At 67.0% G+C, this 14,868-nt stretch carries 25 protein-coding genes and 1 pseudogene; 25 read left to right on the top strand and 1 reads right to left on the bottom strand.

Annotated features, from left to right (window positions below; translation table 11 throughout):
- Positions 1-145 precede the first annotated feature (145 nt).
- The 23 genes and pseudogenes from rpsJ to map all read left to right on the top strand — a co-directional run bounded on the left by rpsJ (position 146) and on the right by map (position 12,680).
- Positions 146-454, top strand: coding sequence for a 30S ribosomal protein S10 (gene rpsJ / locus ASF75_RS13205; protein ID WP_017885534.1), 309 nt, complete (start codon positions 146-148; stop codon positions 452-454).
- A gap of 12 nt (positions 455-466) precedes the next feature.
- Positions 467-1,123, top strand: coding sequence for a 50S ribosomal protein L3 (gene rplC / locus ASF75_RS13200; RefSeq protein ID WP_017885533.1), 657 nt, complete (start codon positions 467-469; stop codon positions 1,121-1,123).
- 2 nt (positions 1,124-1,125) lie between these two features.
- Entirely contained in the window at positions 1,126-1,785 is a 660-nt protein-coding gene (gene rplD, locus ASF75_RS13195) for a 50S ribosomal protein L4 (protein ID WP_027466730.1), read from the top strand.
- Positions 1,782-2,081: a 50S ribosomal protein L23 gene (gene rplW, locus ASF75_RS13190; protein ID WP_017885531.1), complete on the top strand. Its 300-nt coding sequence runs from the start codon at positions 1,782-1,784 to the stop codon at positions 2,079-2,081. Before rplD ends, rplW begins: the two co-directional genes overlap by 4 nt.
- Before the next feature lie 18 nt (positions 2,082-2,099).
- Positions 2,100-2,939 (top strand): 50S ribosomal protein L2, encoded by an 840-nt coding sequence (rplB, locus tag ASF75_RS13185; protein WP_017885530.1) that lies wholly within the window; start codon positions 2,100-2,102, stop codon positions 2,937-2,939.
- Between the two features lie 11 nt (positions 2,940-2,950).
- A complete protein-coding gene (gene rpsS, locus ASF75_RS13180; protein ID WP_017885529.1) occupies positions 2,951-3,232 on the top strand; it encodes a 30S ribosomal protein S19 in 282 nt (93 codons plus the stop codon).
- Between the two features lie 25 nt (positions 3,233-3,257).
- Positions 3,258-3,650, top strand: coding sequence for a 50S ribosomal protein L22 (gene rplV / locus ASF75_RS13175; protein WP_017885528.1), 393 nt, complete (start codon positions 3,258-3,260; stop codon positions 3,648-3,650).
- Complete coding sequence (gene rpsC / locus ASF75_RS13170; RefSeq protein ID WP_017885527.1) at positions 3,650-4,462, top strand: 30S ribosomal protein S3; 813 nt, start codon at positions 3,650-3,652, stop codon at positions 4,460-4,462. Before rplV ends, rpsC begins: the two co-directional genes overlap by 1 nt.
- Before the next feature lie 2 nt (positions 4,463-4,464).
- Positions 4,465-4,884, top strand: a complete 420-nt coding sequence (gene rplP / locus ASF75_RS13165; RefSeq protein ID WP_017885526.1) for a 50S ribosomal protein L16 — start codon at positions 4,465-4,467, stop codon at positions 4,882-4,884.
- Positions 4,884-5,204 (top strand): 50S ribosomal protein L29, encoded by a 321-nt coding sequence (gene rpmC, locus ASF75_RS18160; protein ID WP_017885525.1) that lies wholly within the window; start codon positions 4,884-4,886, stop codon positions 5,202-5,204. The genes rplP and rpmC overlap by 1 nt, the downstream gene beginning before the upstream one ends.
- Positions 5,204-5,488, top strand: coding sequence for a 30S ribosomal protein S17 (rpsQ, locus tag ASF75_RS13155; RefSeq protein ID WP_017885524.1), 285 nt, complete (start codon positions 5,204-5,206; stop codon positions 5,486-5,488). Before rpmC ends, rpsQ begins: the two co-directional genes overlap by 1 nt.
- 31 nt (positions 5,489-5,519) lie before the next feature.
- Positions 5,520-5,888 (top strand): 50S ribosomal protein L14, encoded by a 369-nt coding sequence (rplN, locus tag ASF75_RS13150; protein WP_017885523.1) that lies wholly within the window; start codon positions 5,520-5,522, stop codon positions 5,886-5,888.
- A 3-nt stretch (positions 5,889-5,891) separates the two neighbouring features.
- Positions 5,892-6,251, top strand: coding sequence for a 50S ribosomal protein L24 (rplX, locus tag ASF75_RS13145; RefSeq protein WP_017885522.1), 360 nt, complete (start codon positions 5,892-5,894; stop codon positions 6,249-6,251).
- A complete protein-coding gene (gene rplE / locus ASF75_RS13140; RefSeq protein WP_042537502.1) occupies positions 6,251-6,841 on the top strand; it encodes a 50S ribosomal protein L5 in 591 nt (196 codons plus the stop codon). The genes rplX and rplE overlap by 1 nt, the downstream gene beginning before the upstream one ends.
- A 153-nt stretch (positions 6,842-6,994) precedes the next feature.
- Positions 6,995-7,393, top strand: coding sequence for a 30S ribosomal protein S8 (gene rpsH, locus ASF75_RS13135; RefSeq protein ID WP_017885519.1), 399 nt, complete (start codon positions 6,995-6,997; stop codon positions 7,391-7,393).
- 6 nt (positions 7,394-7,399) lie between these two features.
- Positions 7,400-7,936: a 50S ribosomal protein L6 gene (gene rplF, locus ASF75_RS13130; RefSeq protein WP_017885518.1), complete on the top strand. Its 537-nt coding sequence runs from the start codon at positions 7,400-7,402 to the stop codon at positions 7,934-7,936.
- A 2-nt stretch (positions 7,937-7,938) separates the two neighbouring features.
- On the top strand, positions 7,939-8,313 hold the full coding sequence (rplR, locus tag ASF75_RS13125; RefSeq protein WP_031259041.1) for a 50S ribosomal protein L18: 375 nt from the start codon (positions 7,939-7,941) through the stop codon (positions 8,311-8,313).
- A complete protein-coding gene (rpsE, locus tag ASF75_RS18155; protein ID WP_017885516.1) occupies positions 8,310-9,158 on the top strand; it encodes a 30S ribosomal protein S5 in 849 nt (282 codons plus the stop codon). The genes rplR and rpsE overlap by 4 nt, the downstream gene beginning before the upstream one ends.
- A complete protein-coding gene (gene rpmD, locus ASF75_RS13115; RefSeq protein WP_017885515.1) occupies positions 9,158-9,343 on the top strand; it encodes a 50S ribosomal protein L30 in 186 nt (61 codons plus the stop codon). Before rpsE ends, rpmD begins: the two co-directional genes overlap by 1 nt.
- Positions 9,340-9,648, top strand: a pseudogene (rplO, locus tag ASF75_RS13110) (50S ribosomal protein L15); the annotation flags it as partial. The gene rpmD and the pseudogene rplO, both read left to right, overlap by 4 nt.
- A gap of 283 nt (positions 9,649-9,931) precedes the next feature.
- Positions 9,932-11,254, top strand: coding sequence for a preprotein translocase subunit SecY (secY, locus tag ASF75_RS13105; RefSeq protein ID WP_017885513.1), 1,323 nt, complete (start codon positions 9,932-9,934; stop codon positions 11,252-11,254).
- Complete coding sequence (locus ASF75_RS13100; RefSeq protein WP_017885512.1) at positions 11,251-11,841, top strand: adenylate kinase; 591 nt, start codon at positions 11,251-11,253, stop codon at positions 11,839-11,841. The genes secY and ASF75_RS13100 overlap by 4 nt, the downstream gene beginning before the upstream one ends.
- Positions 11,842-11,900: 59 nt before the next feature.
- Complete coding sequence (map, locus tag ASF75_RS13095; protein ID WP_056072350.1) at positions 11,901-12,680, top strand: type I methionyl aminopeptidase; 780 nt, start codon at positions 11,901-11,903, stop codon at positions 12,678-12,680.
- A 166-nt stretch (positions 12,681-12,846) separates the two neighbouring features.
- Here map and ASF75_RS13090 read toward each other — a convergent pair whose 3' ends face one another.
- Positions 12,847-14,136 carry an LCP family protein gene (locus tag ASF75_RS13090; RefSeq protein WP_042537499.1) on the bottom strand — a complete coding sequence of 430 codons (1,290 nt, stop codon included), beginning with the start codon at positions 14,134-14,136 and terminating at the stop codon, positions 12,847-12,849.
- A gap of 296 nt (positions 14,137-14,432) precedes the next feature.
- Here ASF75_RS13090 and infA point away from each other — a divergent pair, with 296 nt between their 5' ends.
- Entirely contained in the window at positions 14,433-14,654 is a 222-nt protein-coding gene (gene infA / locus ASF75_RS13085; protein WP_017885509.1) for a translation initiation factor IF-1, read from the top strand.
- A gap of 70 nt (positions 14,655-14,724) precedes the next feature.
- A complete protein-coding gene (rpmJ, locus tag ASF75_RS17420) occupies positions 14,725-14,841 on the top strand; it encodes a 50S ribosomal protein L36 (RefSeq protein ID WP_022903266.1) in 117 nt (38 codons plus the stop codon).
- The last annotated feature ends 27 nt before the right edge of the window (positions 14,842-14,868 follow it).

Below are 14,868 nucleotides of genomic sequence, written 5' to 3'. Positions count from 1 at the left end.
CGCCCGCGAGGTTGACAGGTGAACAGCGGTCATCCCCAGTGGATGCGGCCGGTTGGTTCAGGAAAACAGCACGGTCCGCAGGAATGCGGAACCGAGCGGCGTCAGGCGGCCAGAGGGTGCGCGGCGCAGAGAGGACAAGAGACACATGGCGGGACAGAAGATCCGCATCCGGCTCAAGTCGTATGACCACGAGGTCATCGACACGTCGGCCCGGAAGATCGTCGACACGGTGACCCGTGCCGGTGCAACCGTGGTCGGCCCGGTGCCGCTCCCCACCGAGAAGAACGTGATCGCAGTGATCCGTTCCCCTCACAAGTACAAGGACTCGCGCGAGCACTTCGAGAAGCGCACGCACAAGCGGGTCATCGACATCGTCGACCCGACGCCGAAGGCCGTGGACTCGCTCATGCGACTCGACCTGCCGGCCGACGTCAACATCGAGATCAAGCTGTAAGGGGGCTGACCAATGGCGAACTCAACCAAGACCGTCAAGGGCCTCCTCGGCAAGAAGCTCGGGATGACCCAGGTGTGGGACGAGAACAACAAGTTCATCCCCGTCACCGTGATCGAGGTCGGCCCGAACGTGGTCACCCAGATCCGCAACGCTGAGCGCGACGGCTACGAGGCGATCCAGATCGCCGCCGGTGCCATCGACCCGCGCAAGGTCAACAAGCCGGCCGCTGGCCACTTCGAGGCCGCTGGCGTGACCCCGCGTCGCACCCTCACCGAGATCCGTACCAACGACTCCGCTGAGTACACGCTCGGCCAGGAGCTCACCGTGGACAGCACGTTCACGGCGGGCCAGAAGGTCGACGTCGTCGGTACCTCCAAGGGCAAGGGCTTCGCCGGTGTCATGAAGCGCCACGGCTTCCACGGCGTCGGCGCCTCGCACGGTGCGCACCGCAACCACCGCAAGCCCGGCTCGATCGGTGCTTCCTCGACCCCGTCGCGTGTCTTCAAGGGCATGCGCATGGCCGGTCGTATGGGTGGCGACCGCGTGACCGTCCTCAACCTCACGGTGCACGCCGTCGACGCCGAGAAGGGTCTGCTGCTCGTCAAGGGCGCCGTCCCCGGTGCTCGTGGCCGCTCCGTCTTCGTCCGCACCGCCGTGAAGGGTAAGTGATCATGGCCACCACGACCGCAACCACGATCGACGTCCTCGACGCATCGGGTGCCAAGTCCGGCACCGTCGAGCTCCCCGCAGCTCTCTTCGACGTCGAGACCAACGTCCCGCTGATCCACCAGGTCGTCACCGCGCAGCTCGCAGCCGCGCGTCAGGGCACCCACAAGACCAAGAACCGCGGCGAAGTCCGCGGTGCCGGTCGCAAGCCGTTCAAGCAGAAGGGCACCGGCCGCGCCCGTCAGGGTTCCGTCCGTGCTCCGGAGCACACCGGCGGTGGCGTCGTCCACGGACCGACCCCGCGTGACTACTCGCAGCGCACCCCGAAGAAGATGATCGCCGCTGCTCTGCTCGGCTCGCTCTCGGACCGCGCCCGCGGTGGCCGCATCTCCGCTGTGGAGGGCTTCGTCGCGGCTGAACTGCCGTCGACCAAGACCGCCCGCACGCTCCTCGAGAAGGTCGCGCCCGTCAAGAACGTGCTCGTCGTGCTCGAGACGGACGACGAGCTGACGCTCAAGTCGATCCGCAACCTGTCGAACGTCCACGCGCTCTCGTACGGCCAGCTCAACGCCTACGACGTGCTGCGTTCGGACGCCGTCGTCTTCAGCAAGAGCGCCCTCGACGCCTTCATCGCGTCGAAGACCGCGAAGGAGATCACCGCATGAGCGGCTTCAACAAGGACCCGCGCGACGTCGTCATCTCGCCGGTCGTCTCGGAGAAGAGCTACGCGCTCATCGACCAGGGCAAGTACACGTTCATCGTGGACCCCCGCTCGAACAAGACCGAGATCAAGCTCGCCATCGAGAAGATCTTCAACGTCAAGGTCGCGAGCATCAACACGCTGAACCGCCCGGGCAAGACCCGTCGCACCAAGTTCGGTCTCGGCAAGCGCAAGGACACCAAGCGCGCCATCGTGACGCTCAAGTCCGGTTCGATCGACATCTTCACGGCTGTCGGCTGAGGACCAGAGGGATAAATCATGGCTATTCGTAACTACAAGCCGACGACCCCCGGTCGTCGCGGCTCGTCGGTCGCCGACTTCGCTGAGATCACCCGTTCGACTCCGGAGAAGTCACTGCTTCGTCCGCTGCCGAAGACCGGTGGTCGCAACAGCTCCGGCCGTATCACCACGCGTCACATCGGTGGTGGCCACAAGCGCCAGTACCGCGTGATCGACTTCCGTCGCTCCGACAAGGACGGCGTCGACGCCAAGGTCGCTCACATCGAGTACGACCCCAACCGCACTGCGCGCATCGCGCTCCTGCACTACGTGGACGGCACGAAGCGGTACATCATCGCGCCGAACAAGCTGAAGCAGGGCGACGTCGTCGAGCAGGGCCCCGGCGCGGACATCAAGCCCGGCAACAACCTGCCGCTGCGCAACATCCCCGTGGGTACCGTCGTGCACGCCATCGAGCTCCGCCCCGGTGGCGGCGCCAAGATGGCCCGCTCCGCCGGCGCCTCGGTGCGTCTCGTCGCCAAGGACGGCCCCTACGCGCAGCTCCGTCTGCCGTCGGGCGAGGTCCGCAACGTCGACGCACGCTGCCGCGCCACGATCGGCGAGGTCGGCAACGCCGAGCAGTCGAACATCAACTGGGGCAAGGCCGGCCGCATGCGCTGGAAGGGCGTCCGCCCGACCGTTCGTGGTGTCGCCATGAACCCGGTCGACCACCCGCACGGTGGTGGTGAGGGCAAGACGTCCGGTGGTCGTCACCCGGTCAGCCCCTGGGGCCAGTCCGAGGGCCGTACGCGCAAGCCGAACAAGCCGAGCGACAAGCTCATCGTCCGTCGCCGTAACGCCGGCAAGAAGCGCAAGTAGGAGTTCAGAAGATGCCACGCAGTCTGAAGAAGGGCCCCTTCGTCGACGAGCACCTGCTCCGCAAGGTCGTCACGCAGAACGAGGCCAACACCAAGAACGTGATCCGTACGTGGTCGCGTCGGTCGATGATCGTCCCGAACATGCTCGGGCACACGATCGCCGTCCACGACGGCCGCAAGCACATCCCGGTGTTCGTCACCGAGTCGATGGTCGGTCACAAGCTCGGCGAGTTCGCGCCGACCCGCACCTTCCGTGGTCACGTGAAGGACGACAAGAAGGGCCGTCGCCGCTGAGGCGGCGACGCAGAGGAGGAACGAAATGGTGGAGTCGATCGCACGCGTGCGACACATCCGCGTCACGCCTCAGAAGGCCCGTCGCGTCATCGAGCTGATCCGCGGCAAGCAGGCCCACGAGGCCCTCGCCATCCTGAAGTTCGCCCCCCAGGGCGCTTCGGAGCCCGTGTACAAGCTGGTCGCCTCGGCGATCGCGAACGCACGGGTCAAGGCGGACTCGACGAACAGCTTCCTCGACGAGCGCGACCTCTACGTGAGCCGCGTCTTCGTCGACGAGGGCACGACCCTGAAGCGGTTCCAGCCGCGCGCCCAGGGCCGCGCCTTCCGCATCAACAAGCGCACCAGCCACATCACGGTCGTCCTCGCGACGCCGGACGAGGTCGAGGCTGCCGCGACGAGCAAGAAGGCGAGCAACTAATGGGCCAGAAGGTCAACCCGTACGGTTTCCGTCTCGGGATCACGACGGACCACGTCTCGCACTGGTTCACCGACAGCAAGAAGGCCGGTCAGCGCTACGCCGACTACGTGGCCGAGGACATCAAGGTGCGCGAGTACCTGAAGAAGACCCTCGACCGCGCCGGTGTCGCACGCATCGAGCTCGAGCGCACCCGTGACCGTGTCCGCGTGGACATCCACACGGCTCGTCCGGGCATCGTCATCGGCCGCCGCGGTGCCGAGGCGGAGCGCGTTCGCGGTGAGCTCGAGAAGCTCACCAAGAAGCAGATCCAGCTGAACATCCTCGAGGTCAAGAACCCCGAGACCGAGGCCCAGCTCGTCGCGCAGGGCATCGCCGAGCAGCTCTCCGCTCGTGTCGCGTTCCGTCGCGCCATGCGCAAGGGCCTGCAGGGTGCACAGCGCGCCGGCGCCAAGGGTGTCCGCATCCAGGTGTCGGGTCGTCTCGGCGGCGCCGAGATGTCGCGTTCGGAGTTCTACCGCGAAGGCCGTGTGCCGCTGCACACGCTCCGCGCGAACATCGACTACGGCTTCTACGAGGCCCGGACCACGTTCGGCCGCATCGGCGTGAAGGTCTGGATCTACAAGGGCGACATCACGAACAAGGAGCTCGCTCGCGAGCAGGCGAACCAGCGTTCGTCGCGCCCCGAGCGTCGTGGCGGCCCGCGCGGTGAGCGTGGAGACCGTGGCGGCGACCGTCGTGGCGGCGACCGCGGTGACCGTCGCCCGCAGCAGGCCCCGCAGGACGCGCCGGCCGGCGCAGGAGTTGAGGCGTAACCATGCTTATTCCCCGTCGAGTCAAGCACCGCAAGCAGCACCACCCGAAGCGTTCGGGTCAGGCAACCGGTGGTACCAAGGTCAGCTTCGGCGACTACGGCATCCAGGCCCTCACCCCGGCGTACGTGACCAACCGTCAGATCGAGTCCGCTCGTATCGCCATGACGCGTCACATCAAGCGTGGTGGCAAGGTCTGGATCAACATCTACCCGGACCGTCCGCTGACCAAGAAGCCCGCCGAGACCCGCATGGGTTCCGGTAAGGGTTCGCCCGAGTGGTGGGTCGCGAACGTGAAGCCGGGCCGGGTGCTCTTCGAGCTCTCCGGCGTCAGCGAGGAGATCGCCCGCGAGGCGTTGACTCGTGCAATCCACAAGCTGCCCCTCAAGGCACGCATCATCAAGCGCGAGGAGGGCGACGCATAATGGCGATCGGTTCCAAGGAGCTCCGTCCGACGGAGCTCGACACGTTCGAGAACGAGCGTCTCGCTGACGAGCTGAAGAAGGCCAAGGAGGAGCTCTTCAACCTCCGCTTCCAGTCGGCCACCGGCCAGCTGGAGAGCCACGGTCGTCTCCGTGCCGTCAAGCGCGACATCGCCCGCATCTACACCGTCCTCCGCGAGCGCGAGCTCGGCATCCGTGCCACTCCCGCGCCCGTCGAGACCGCCCCCAAGGCCAAGAAGACGACGAAGAAGGCTGACAAGCCGGCCGAGTCGACCGAGGCCGAGACCGCCGAGGAGAAGTAATGGCGAACGAAGAGAAGAACTCCGCCGCCCTCACTCGCGGCTACCGCAAGACGCGTCGCGGCTACGTGACGAGCGACAAGATGGACAAGACCATCGTGGTCGAGGTCGAGGACCGCGTGAAGCACGCGCTCTACGGCAAGATCATCCGTCGTACGTCCAAGGTGAAGGCCCACGACGAGCTCGGCACCGCTGGTGTCGGCGACCTCGTCGTGATCAGCGAGACCCGTCCCCTCAGCGCGTCCAAGCGCTGGCGCCTGGTCGAGATCCTCGAGAAGGCCAAGTAGGCCTCGGCCTGCTTCGGAATAGGAGACAGCAGTGATTCAGCAGGAATCCCGCCTGAAGGTCGCCGACAACACGGGTGCCAAGGAGATCTTGACCATCCGCGTGCTCGGTGGCTCGGGTCGTCGCTACGCCGGCCTCGGTGACGTCATCGTCGCCACGGTGAAGGACGCCATCCCCGGCGGCAACGTGAAGAAGGGTGACGTCGTCAAGGCCGTCATCGTTCGCACCAAGAAGGAGACCCGTCGTCAGGACGGCTCCTACATCAAGTTCGACGAGAACGCGGCAGTGATCCTCAAGGCCGACGGCGACCCGCGCGGTACGCGCATCTTCGGTCCGGTCGGTCGCGAGCTCCGTGACAAGAAGTTCATGAAGATCATCTCGCTCGCGCCGGAGGTGCTGTAAGCCATGGCGAACATCAAGAAGGGTGACCTCGTCCAGGTCATCACGGGCGCGACGCAGGAGCGTGGCGGCGACCGTGGCAAGCAGGGCAAGGTCATCGAGGTCCTCAAGGACAAGAACCGCGTCGTCGTCGAGGGCGTGAACTTCGTCACGAAGCACGTCCGCGTCGGCCAGACGCAGCGTGGTTCGAAGACCGGTGGCATCGAGCAGCACGAAGCCTCGATCCACGTCTCGAACGTCGCGCTCGTCGACCCGAAGACGAAGAAGCCGACGCGTGTCGGTTTCCGCACCGAAGAGGTGGAGAAGGACGGCGTCAAGAAGACCGTCCGTGTCCGCTACGCGAAGAAGTCTGGTGAGAAGCTCTGATGACTGACACGACTGCTGCGCCCGCTGGCAAGATCCAGCCGCGCCTCAAGCAGAAGTACCTGGCCGAGATCAAGACGGCCCTCACCGAGCAGTTCGGTTACGCGAACGTCAACCAGGTCCCCGGCCTGGTCAAGGTCGTCGTGAACACCGGTGTCGGTGAGGCAGCTCGCGACTCGAAGATCATCGAGGGGGCCATCAAGGACCTCACGGCGATCACGGGTCAGAAGCCCCAGGTGAACATCGCCCGCAAGTCCATCGCACAGTTCAAGCTGCGCGAGGGTCAGGCCATCGGCGCGCACGTCACCCTCCGTGGTGACCGCGCGTGGGAGTTCCTCGACCGCCTGGTCACGCTCGCACTGCCCCGCATCCGCGACTTCCGCGGTCTCAGCGACAAGCAGTTCGACGGCAACGGCAACTACACGTTCGGTCTCACGGAGCAGTCCGTGTTCCACGAGATCGACCAGGACCGCATCGACCGTGTCCGCGGCTTCGACATCACTGTCGTGACCACCGCGAAGACGGACGACGAGGGACGCGCGCTGCTCCGGCAGCTCGGCTTCCCGTTCCGCTCCAACGAGCAGACGGTCTAAGCTACTTCGAGCAGTGCGGGCCGGAGGATTCACGTCCTCCGGCCCGCACGCACGAACACACCGATCTCGGGGAACCGCCCCGGGATCACTCGATCGCTCAGGTCGGCATTCGTGGAACGGGTGTCGAAACCAGGCGAGAAATGGACGAACATCATGACGATGACCGATCCGGTCGCAGACATGCTGACCAGATTGCGGAACGCGAACTCCGCGCACCACGACGCAGTCGCGCTCCCGAGCTCCAAGCTCAAGAAGAACATCGCCGACATCCTCAAGCGTGAGGGCTACATCAGCGAGTGGAAGGTGGAGGACGCCCGAGTCGGGCAGACCCTCACCATCGACCTGAAGTACGGCCCCGAGCGCGAGCGTTCGATCGCCGGCATCAAGCGCGTCTCGAAGCCGGGCCTCCGGGTCTACGCGAAGTCGACGGAGATCCCCCAGGTCCTCGGTGGCCTCGGTGTGGCGATCCTCTCGACCTCCTCCGGCCTCCTGACCGACCGCGAAGCCGAGCAGAAGGGCGTGGGTGGGGAAGTCCTCGCCTACGTGTGGTGATCGACAATGTCACGAATCGGACGTCTCCCCATCGACATCCCCGCCGGCGTCACCGTCTCCGTTGACGGTCAGAACGTGGCGGTCAAGGGCCCGAAGGGCGAGCTCGCGCTCGTCATCGCGGAGCCCATCCAGGCCAAGGTCGAGGAGAACCAGGTCCTCGTCACCCGTCCGGACGACGAGCGCGAGTCGCGTTCGCTCCACGGACTGACCCGGACCCTCATCGCCAACAACATCATCGGCGTGACCCAGGGCTACACCAAGGGCCTCGAGGTCGTCGGCACCGGTTACCGTGTCGCGGCCAAGGGCTCGAACCTCGAGTTCGCGCTCGGGTACTCCCACTCGATCACGGTCGAGCCGCCGGCGGGCATCAGCTTCGCGGTGGAGGGCAACAACAAGGTCACCGTCGCCGGTATCGACAAGCAGGCTGTCGGCGAGGTCGCCGCGAACATCCGGAAGCTCCGGAAGCCCGAGCCCTACAAGGGCAAGGGTGTCCGTTACGCCGGCGAGAACGTGCGCCGCAAGGCCGGAAAGTCAGGTAAGTGATCATGGGACTCCTCAAGACACGAGGCAAGAGCAAGGCGGCCGCCAAGGCGCGTCGTCACAACCGTCTCCGCAAGAAGATCACCGGCACCGAGGCTCGTCCCCGTCTCGCCGTCACCCGCTCGTCGCGTCACGTGTTCGTGCAGGTCATCGACGACGCGAAGGGTCACACCCTCGCCAGCGCCTCGACGATGGAGGCAGACCTCCGCTCGTTCGACGGCGACAAGACCGCCAAGGCCCGTCGCGTCGGTGAGCTCCTCGCCGAGCGCGCGAAGTCGGCTGGCGTCGAGGCCGTGGTCTTCGACCGCGGTGGCAGCAAGTACGCCGGTCGCGTCGCCGCGATCGCCGATGGTGCCCGTGAAGGAGGGCTGAACCTGTGAGCGACAACGCGAACACCAACGAAGACGCCAAGACCGAGGCCGTCGAGGCCACGGAGACCGAGGCAGTCGAGACCACGGAGGCCACCGAGGCGAGCACGGAGGCCACGGCCACCGATGCGACCGCCGAGGCACCTGCCGAGGGCGCCAAGACCGGCAAGGAGGCTGAGGCACCTGCCGTCGCCGAGCGTCCGGTCGAGACCGCCGCGGGTTCCGCGTCCAACAACCGCGACTCCGCTGACAACCGTGGCCGTCGTGGTGGCGGTCGTGACCGTCAGCAGGGCCGTGACCGCAACAACCGCGGTGGCGACAGCCAGTTCCTCGAGCGCGTGGTGACCATCAACCGCGTGTCGAAGGTCGTCAAGGGTGGTCGTCGCTTCAGCTTCACGGCGCTCGTCGTCGTCGGCGACGGCAACGGCCTCGTGGGCGTCGGCTACGGCAAGGCCAAGGAGGTCCCCACGGCGATCTCCAAGGGCGTCGAAGAGGCGAAGAAGAACTTCTTCCGCGTCCCCCGCGTCGGCAACACGATCCCGCACCCGGTGCAGGGTGAAGCCGCCGCTGGCGTCGTCCTCCTGCGTCCGGCAGGCCCCGGTACCGGTGTCATCGCCGGTGGTCCGGTCCGCGCCGTGCTCGAGTGCGCCGGCATCCACGACGTGCTGAGCAAGTCGCTCGGCTCGTCGAACACCATCAACATCGTGCACGCGACCGTCGAGGCTCTGAAGCAGCTCGAGGAGCCCCGCGCCGTCGCGAGCCGTCGTGGCCTCGACGTCGAGCGGGTCGTCCCGGCCCGTCTGCTCCAGGCCGAGGCCGCAGCCCTGCGTGCCGCGACCGAGAAGGCAGGTGCGTGATGGCGATGCTGAAGATCACGCAGATCAAGTCCGTTATCAGCGAGAAGCAGTACCAGCGCGACACCCTGCGCAGCCTGGGCCTCAAGCGCATCGGCCGTTCGGTCGAGCGTGAGGACAACTCCCAGAACCGCGGGTACATCGCGACGGTGGCGCACCTCGTGAAGGTCGAGGAGGTCGACGCATGAGCGACGAGAAGAACGAGCGCGTGCAGGTGCTGAAGCTGCACCACCTCCGTCCCGCAGAGGGCGCCAAGAAGGACCGCACCCGTGTGGGTCGCGGTGAGGGCTCGAAGGGCAAGACCGCTGGGCGTGGTACCAAGGGCACGAAGGCCCGTTACCAGGTCCGGGTCGGCTTCGAGGGTGGGCAGATGCCGCTGCACATGCGCACCCCGAAGCTCCGCGGGTTCAAGAACCCGTTCCGGGTCGAGTACCAGGTCGTGAACCTGGACAAGATCTCGGAGCTCTACCCCGATGGTGGCGACGTCACCGTTGCGGGCCCCGCGACCGAGCACAGCGTGATGTGCGTCCGTGGTGCCGACGGGGAGCTCGCGACGTTCGAGCAGATCAAGACCGTCAGCGGCAAGGTCTGGAACAGCAACGGCGTCCAGAAGGGCGTGCACGTCGCTGAAGACTTCATCGGCCCGTGCGTTTGCGCACGGGCCGCCGTTACGGTTTCCTTGACAGTGGCCGGCATCCGCCAGCCGGGTCGGCCCTGCCGACCGAAACCGGTCCGGCCGCGATCGACGGCCCCGGTCCCACAAGTTCGGAGTCATCGTGTTCAGAGCGGTCGCGCGCATCATGCGCACCCCTGATCTTCGCAAGAAGATCGGCTTCACCCTCGCGATCATCGCGCTGTTCCGTCTCGGGTCGTACATCCCGGCACCGTTCGTCGACTACACCGCTGTGCAGAGCTGTCTCGCCAGCGCGTCGTCCTCCGGCGGCCTCTACGACCTGATCAACCTCTTCTCCGGCGGCGCGCTGCTGAAGCTCTCGGTCTTCGCGCTCGGCATCATGCCGTACATCACGTCGTCGATCATCGTGCAGCTGCTGCGCGTGGTCATCCCGCACTTCGACACCCTCTACAAGGAGGGCCAGTCGGGCCAGGCGAAGCTGACGCAGTACACGCGGTACCTCACGATCGCGCTGGGCGTCCTGCAGTCCACGACCCTGATCACGGTCGCTCGTTCCGGCGCCCTGTTCGGCACCAACGCCTCCGCCTCCTGCACGTCGATCATCTCGAACGACAGCTGGTACGCCATCATGCTGATGGTCGTCACGCTGACCGCCGGCACCGGCATCATCATGTGGATGGGCGAGCTCGTCACCGAGCGCGGCATCGGCAACGGCATGTCGCTCCTGATCTTCACGTCGATCGCGGCGCAGTTCCCGTCGGCGCTCTGGGCGATCGAGCAGTCGCAGTCCTTCGAGCTCTTCCTGTTCGTGATCCTCGTCGGACTCGTGATCATGATGGCCGTCGTGTTCGTCGAGCAGTCACAGCGCCGGATCCCCGTGCAGTACGCCAAGCGCATGGTCGGGCGGCGGACGTACGGCGGCAACAACACGTACATCCCGATCAAGGTGAACATGGCCGGCGTCGTGCCCGTCATCTTCGCCTCGTCGCTGCTGTACCTGCCGGCCCTGGTCGCGCAGTTCAACCAGCCCTCCGACGGCTCCGAGCCGGCCGCGTGGGTGACCTGGGTCCAGAACAACCTGACCTCGGGTGACAACTGGTTCTACATGGTCCTGTACTTCCTGCTCATCGTCGGGTTCACGTACTTCTACGTGGCGATCACCTTCAACCCCGAAGAGGTCGCCGACAACATGAAGAAGTACGGCGGGTTCATCCCCGGCATCCGTGCCGGGCGTCCGACCGCCGAGTACCTCGACTACGTCCTCACCCGGGTGACGCTGCCCGGCTCGCTCTACCTCGGTCTCATCGCGCTCATCCCGCTGGCAGCACTGGCGCTGTTCGGCGCGAACCAGAACTTCCCGTTCGGTGGCGCGAGCATCCTCATCATCGTGGGTGTCGGTCTCGAGACCGTGAAGCAGATCGACTCCCAGCTGCAGCAGCGTCACTACGAAGGGCTTCTCCGTTGAGCGCACGTCTCATCATCGTCGGACCTCCCGGAGCCGGGAAGGGCACCCAGGCCGGCCGCATCGCCGAGTCCTTCGGGATCCCCGCCATCTCGACCGGGGACATCTTCCGCAAGAACGTGGCAGAGGGCACGCCCCTCGGCGTCCAGGCGAAGGCGATCATGGACGCCGGCGACTACGTGCCGGACTCGCTCACGAACGAGCTCGTCAAGTCCCGGCTGCAGGAGCCGGACGCCGAGAACGGGTTCCTGCTCGACGGCTACCCCCGGACGGTCGGCCAGGTCGAGTACCTCGACGCACTGCTCGCTGAGCAGGGCACCGGGATCGACGCCGTCGTGCAGCTCGTCGCGGACCAGGACGAGCTCGTCGGTCGCCTGCTGAAGCGTGCTGAGGACCAGGGCCGCAGCGACGACAACGAGGAGACGATCCGTCGTCGTCAGCAGGTCTACGCCGAGCAGACGGCGCCCATCGTGGCGGCGTACGGCGAGCGTGGCCTGGTGGTCGACGTCGACGGCCTCGGCGGCATCGACGAGGTCGGCGACCGGATCCAGACCGCACTGTCGGGTCGCGGGCTCGCCGCGGCCGTCTGACCAGCGTGGTGCGGTTCCGGAAGCCCTCGATCTACAAGACCCCGGACGAGCTCCGGGCGATGGTCCGCCCGGGGCTGCTGACGGCTGAGGCGCTGGACGCCGTCCGTGCAGCGATCCGTCCCGGCGTCACCACCGGTGCGCTCGACGCGATCGCGGAGCGCACGATCCGCGACGGCGGCGGCATCCCGAACTTCCAGCTCGTCCCCGGCTACCGCCACACCCTGTGCGTCTCGGTGAACGACGAGATCGTGCACGGGATCCCCGGCGACCGCGTGCTCGCGCCCGGTGACATCGTGTCGGTCGACGCCGGTGCCGAGGTCGACGGTTGGAACGGCGACAGCGCCTTCACGACCGTCGTCCCCGGTGGCGACGAGACGGTCACGGTGGCTCGGCAGGCGCTCTGCGACACGACGGAGCGGTCGCTCTGGCACGGCATCGCAGCACTGGCCAGCGCCAAGAACCTGCACGAGGTCGGCTCGGCGGTCGAGGACGCGATCGACGAGACCGGTTCGTGGGGCATCGTCGAGGACTACACCGGCCACGGCATCGGCCGGTCGATGCACGAGGAACCACCCGTCTTCAACTACCGCGTCCGTGGTGCCGGTCCGGCCGTCAAGCCCGGCCTGGTGGTCGCCATCGAGCCCATGGTCACGGCCGGGTCGATCGACAGCTCGACGGACGACGACGACTGGACGGTCCGCACGCTGGACGGCAAGGACGCCGCCCACTGGGAGCACAGCGTCGCGGTGCACGCGTCCGGCATCTGGGTGCTCACCGCCGCCGACGGCGGCGCACGGGGCCTGGCCCCGCTGGGCGTGACGCCCGTCCCGATCCCGTAGGGCGGGCCTCCAGGGCTGGGCCTGATGGCCTGACGACCTGACGGCCTGACGGCCTGACGGCCTGGAGGCGCGGCCCGGGTCCGCCCCGCCGGGTCCCCGTGTGTGCGGCGCGCGCTCAGGGCGCGTCAGGCGGACCGTGCGGGTGGGCGACCGACGGCGGCGGCCGTCAGTTGCCGACGGAGCAGGTCTGCTCCGAGGCACTCTGCCCGGTGATCGACGAGGGCAGCGGTGTCGCCGACGCGGCCGGCGTCCGGGTGGCCGTCGCGCTCGACGAGGGTGCGGGGGTGCCGGCAGGCGACGAACCGCCAGTCGACGTTCCCGACGATCCCGACGACCCCGACGACCCGGTCGTGCCCGACGATCCGCCGCTCGACGTCGACTCCTCGGACGCCCGGCCGGTGCTCGAGTCGCTCAGCGAGGACCGGACGTCGTTCTGCAGCGCCACGTTGAGCGTGTGCGCGGTCTCCTGGTCGACGACCACGCGCGCGTTGTCGGCGGGGTCGTCGACGACGGGGTACTGCACGAAGAGCATGTTGGCCGTGCTCATCCCACGCAGGGCGGCGGCGAGCTTGACCAGTGTCCCGGTCTGCGCCAGCCCGTCGGAGAGCGTCATGTTGGACAGCGCGGCGCCGGCCAGCTTGTAGAGCGTGATGGGGTTCGAGAGGGTGCCGTCCGAGGTGACCTTGCGGAGCAGTGCAGAGAGGAACACCTGCTGCGAGCTGATCCGGGCCAGGTCGCTGCCGTCCCCGACACCGTGGCGACTGCGCAGGAAGGCCAGGGCGTCCGTGCCCTGGAGCGAGTGCGAGCCCTTCGTCAGGTGCAGGCCGGTGAACGTGTCGTCGATCGGCTGGGCGACGCAGACGTCGACGCCGCCCAGGGCGTTCGACATCTCGATGACACCGTCGAAGGTGATGAGGCCGGCGTAGGGGATGCTCAGGCCGGTCAGGTTCTCGACCGTGTCCACGACGCAGGAGACACCACCGTTGCCGAGTGCGGTGTTGAACATCGCCGACGTCGCGGCGGGGTAGGTCGTGCCGGTCGCGGGGTTCGTGCACGCCGGGATCGGGACCATCAGGTCACGGGGGAAGCTGACCGCGGTGAGCTGCTGGTGGTCGGCCGAGATGTGGATGAGCATCGTGACGTCGTTGCGAGCGCCCTCGACGTCCTCGTCGGAGTCGAACTGGCCGACACGGGTGTCGCTGCCGATGAGCAGGATGTTCGCCCCGCCCTTGATCGCCGAGATGTCGGCGGTCTTCGCGGTGCTCTGGTCGTCGGTGCTGAGCGCGACGGTCCGGGGAGCGGACGACAGCTGTGCGCCGGCGATCGCGGCGACGCTCGTGCCGCTGACGAGCAGGACGGCGACGGCGGACGCCACGACGGTGACGAGCGTGCCCCAACCCCGGCGACGGGCCTGCTTGCCGTGACTGGCGAAGGGGCGTCGTGTGGCGTCGGGCACGTGTTCTCCGTTCGGTGGTCCGTCGCGTTGGCTGCTGGCGCGGCGGACGTGGCTGCGGAGCAAAACTACGGTTCGCACGCATGAGCGCGCCCGGAGCGCGCCGTCAAACCACTGTGGAACGCTCAGACACTGCTCCGGAAGCCCCAGACGTGGGGTGTTCCGCGCCCCCACTTGGCAATTGCGGGTTTACCACATAAGATCGATCTTTGGTGTGTCATGCCCTTTCGGGTGTGGCGACCGACCCGCAGACCGGTTCGGGGATCACACCTGTTCCACAACCAAGCGACAGTGAGGCTATGGCCAAGAAAGACGGCGTCATCGAGATCGAAGGCTCGGTGCTCGAAGCTCTGCCCAACGCGATGTTCCGCGTTGAGCTGACGAACGGACACAAGGTCCTCGCGCACATCTCCGGGAAGATGCGCCAGCACTACATCCGCATCCTCCCCGAGGACCGCGTGATCGTGGAGCTGAGCCCGTACGACCTGACCCGCGGCCGGATCGTCTACCGCTACAAGTGATCCGCGAGCTGGAAAGGAACGGCACGGCAATCCTGCCGAGCACGAAGCCAGCGAGCACGAGGAAAGAACCATGAAGGTCAACCCCAGCGTCAAGCCCATCTGCGAACACTGCCGTGTGATTCGCCGCAAGGGCCGCGTCATGGTGATCTGCAAGAGCAACCCGCGTCACAAGCAGCGCCAGGGCTAGTCCCGGGCGTGTGACCGGCGCCGACGG

The organism is Curtobacterium sp. Leaf154 (genome assembly GCF_001424595.1).
GTDB lineage: Bacteria > Actinomycetota > Actinomycetes > Actinomycetales > Microbacteriaceae > Curtobacterium > Curtobacterium poinsettiae.
Note: the sequence above shows the minus strand (reverse complement) of the source record. Positions and strands in the feature narration are given on the sequence as shown.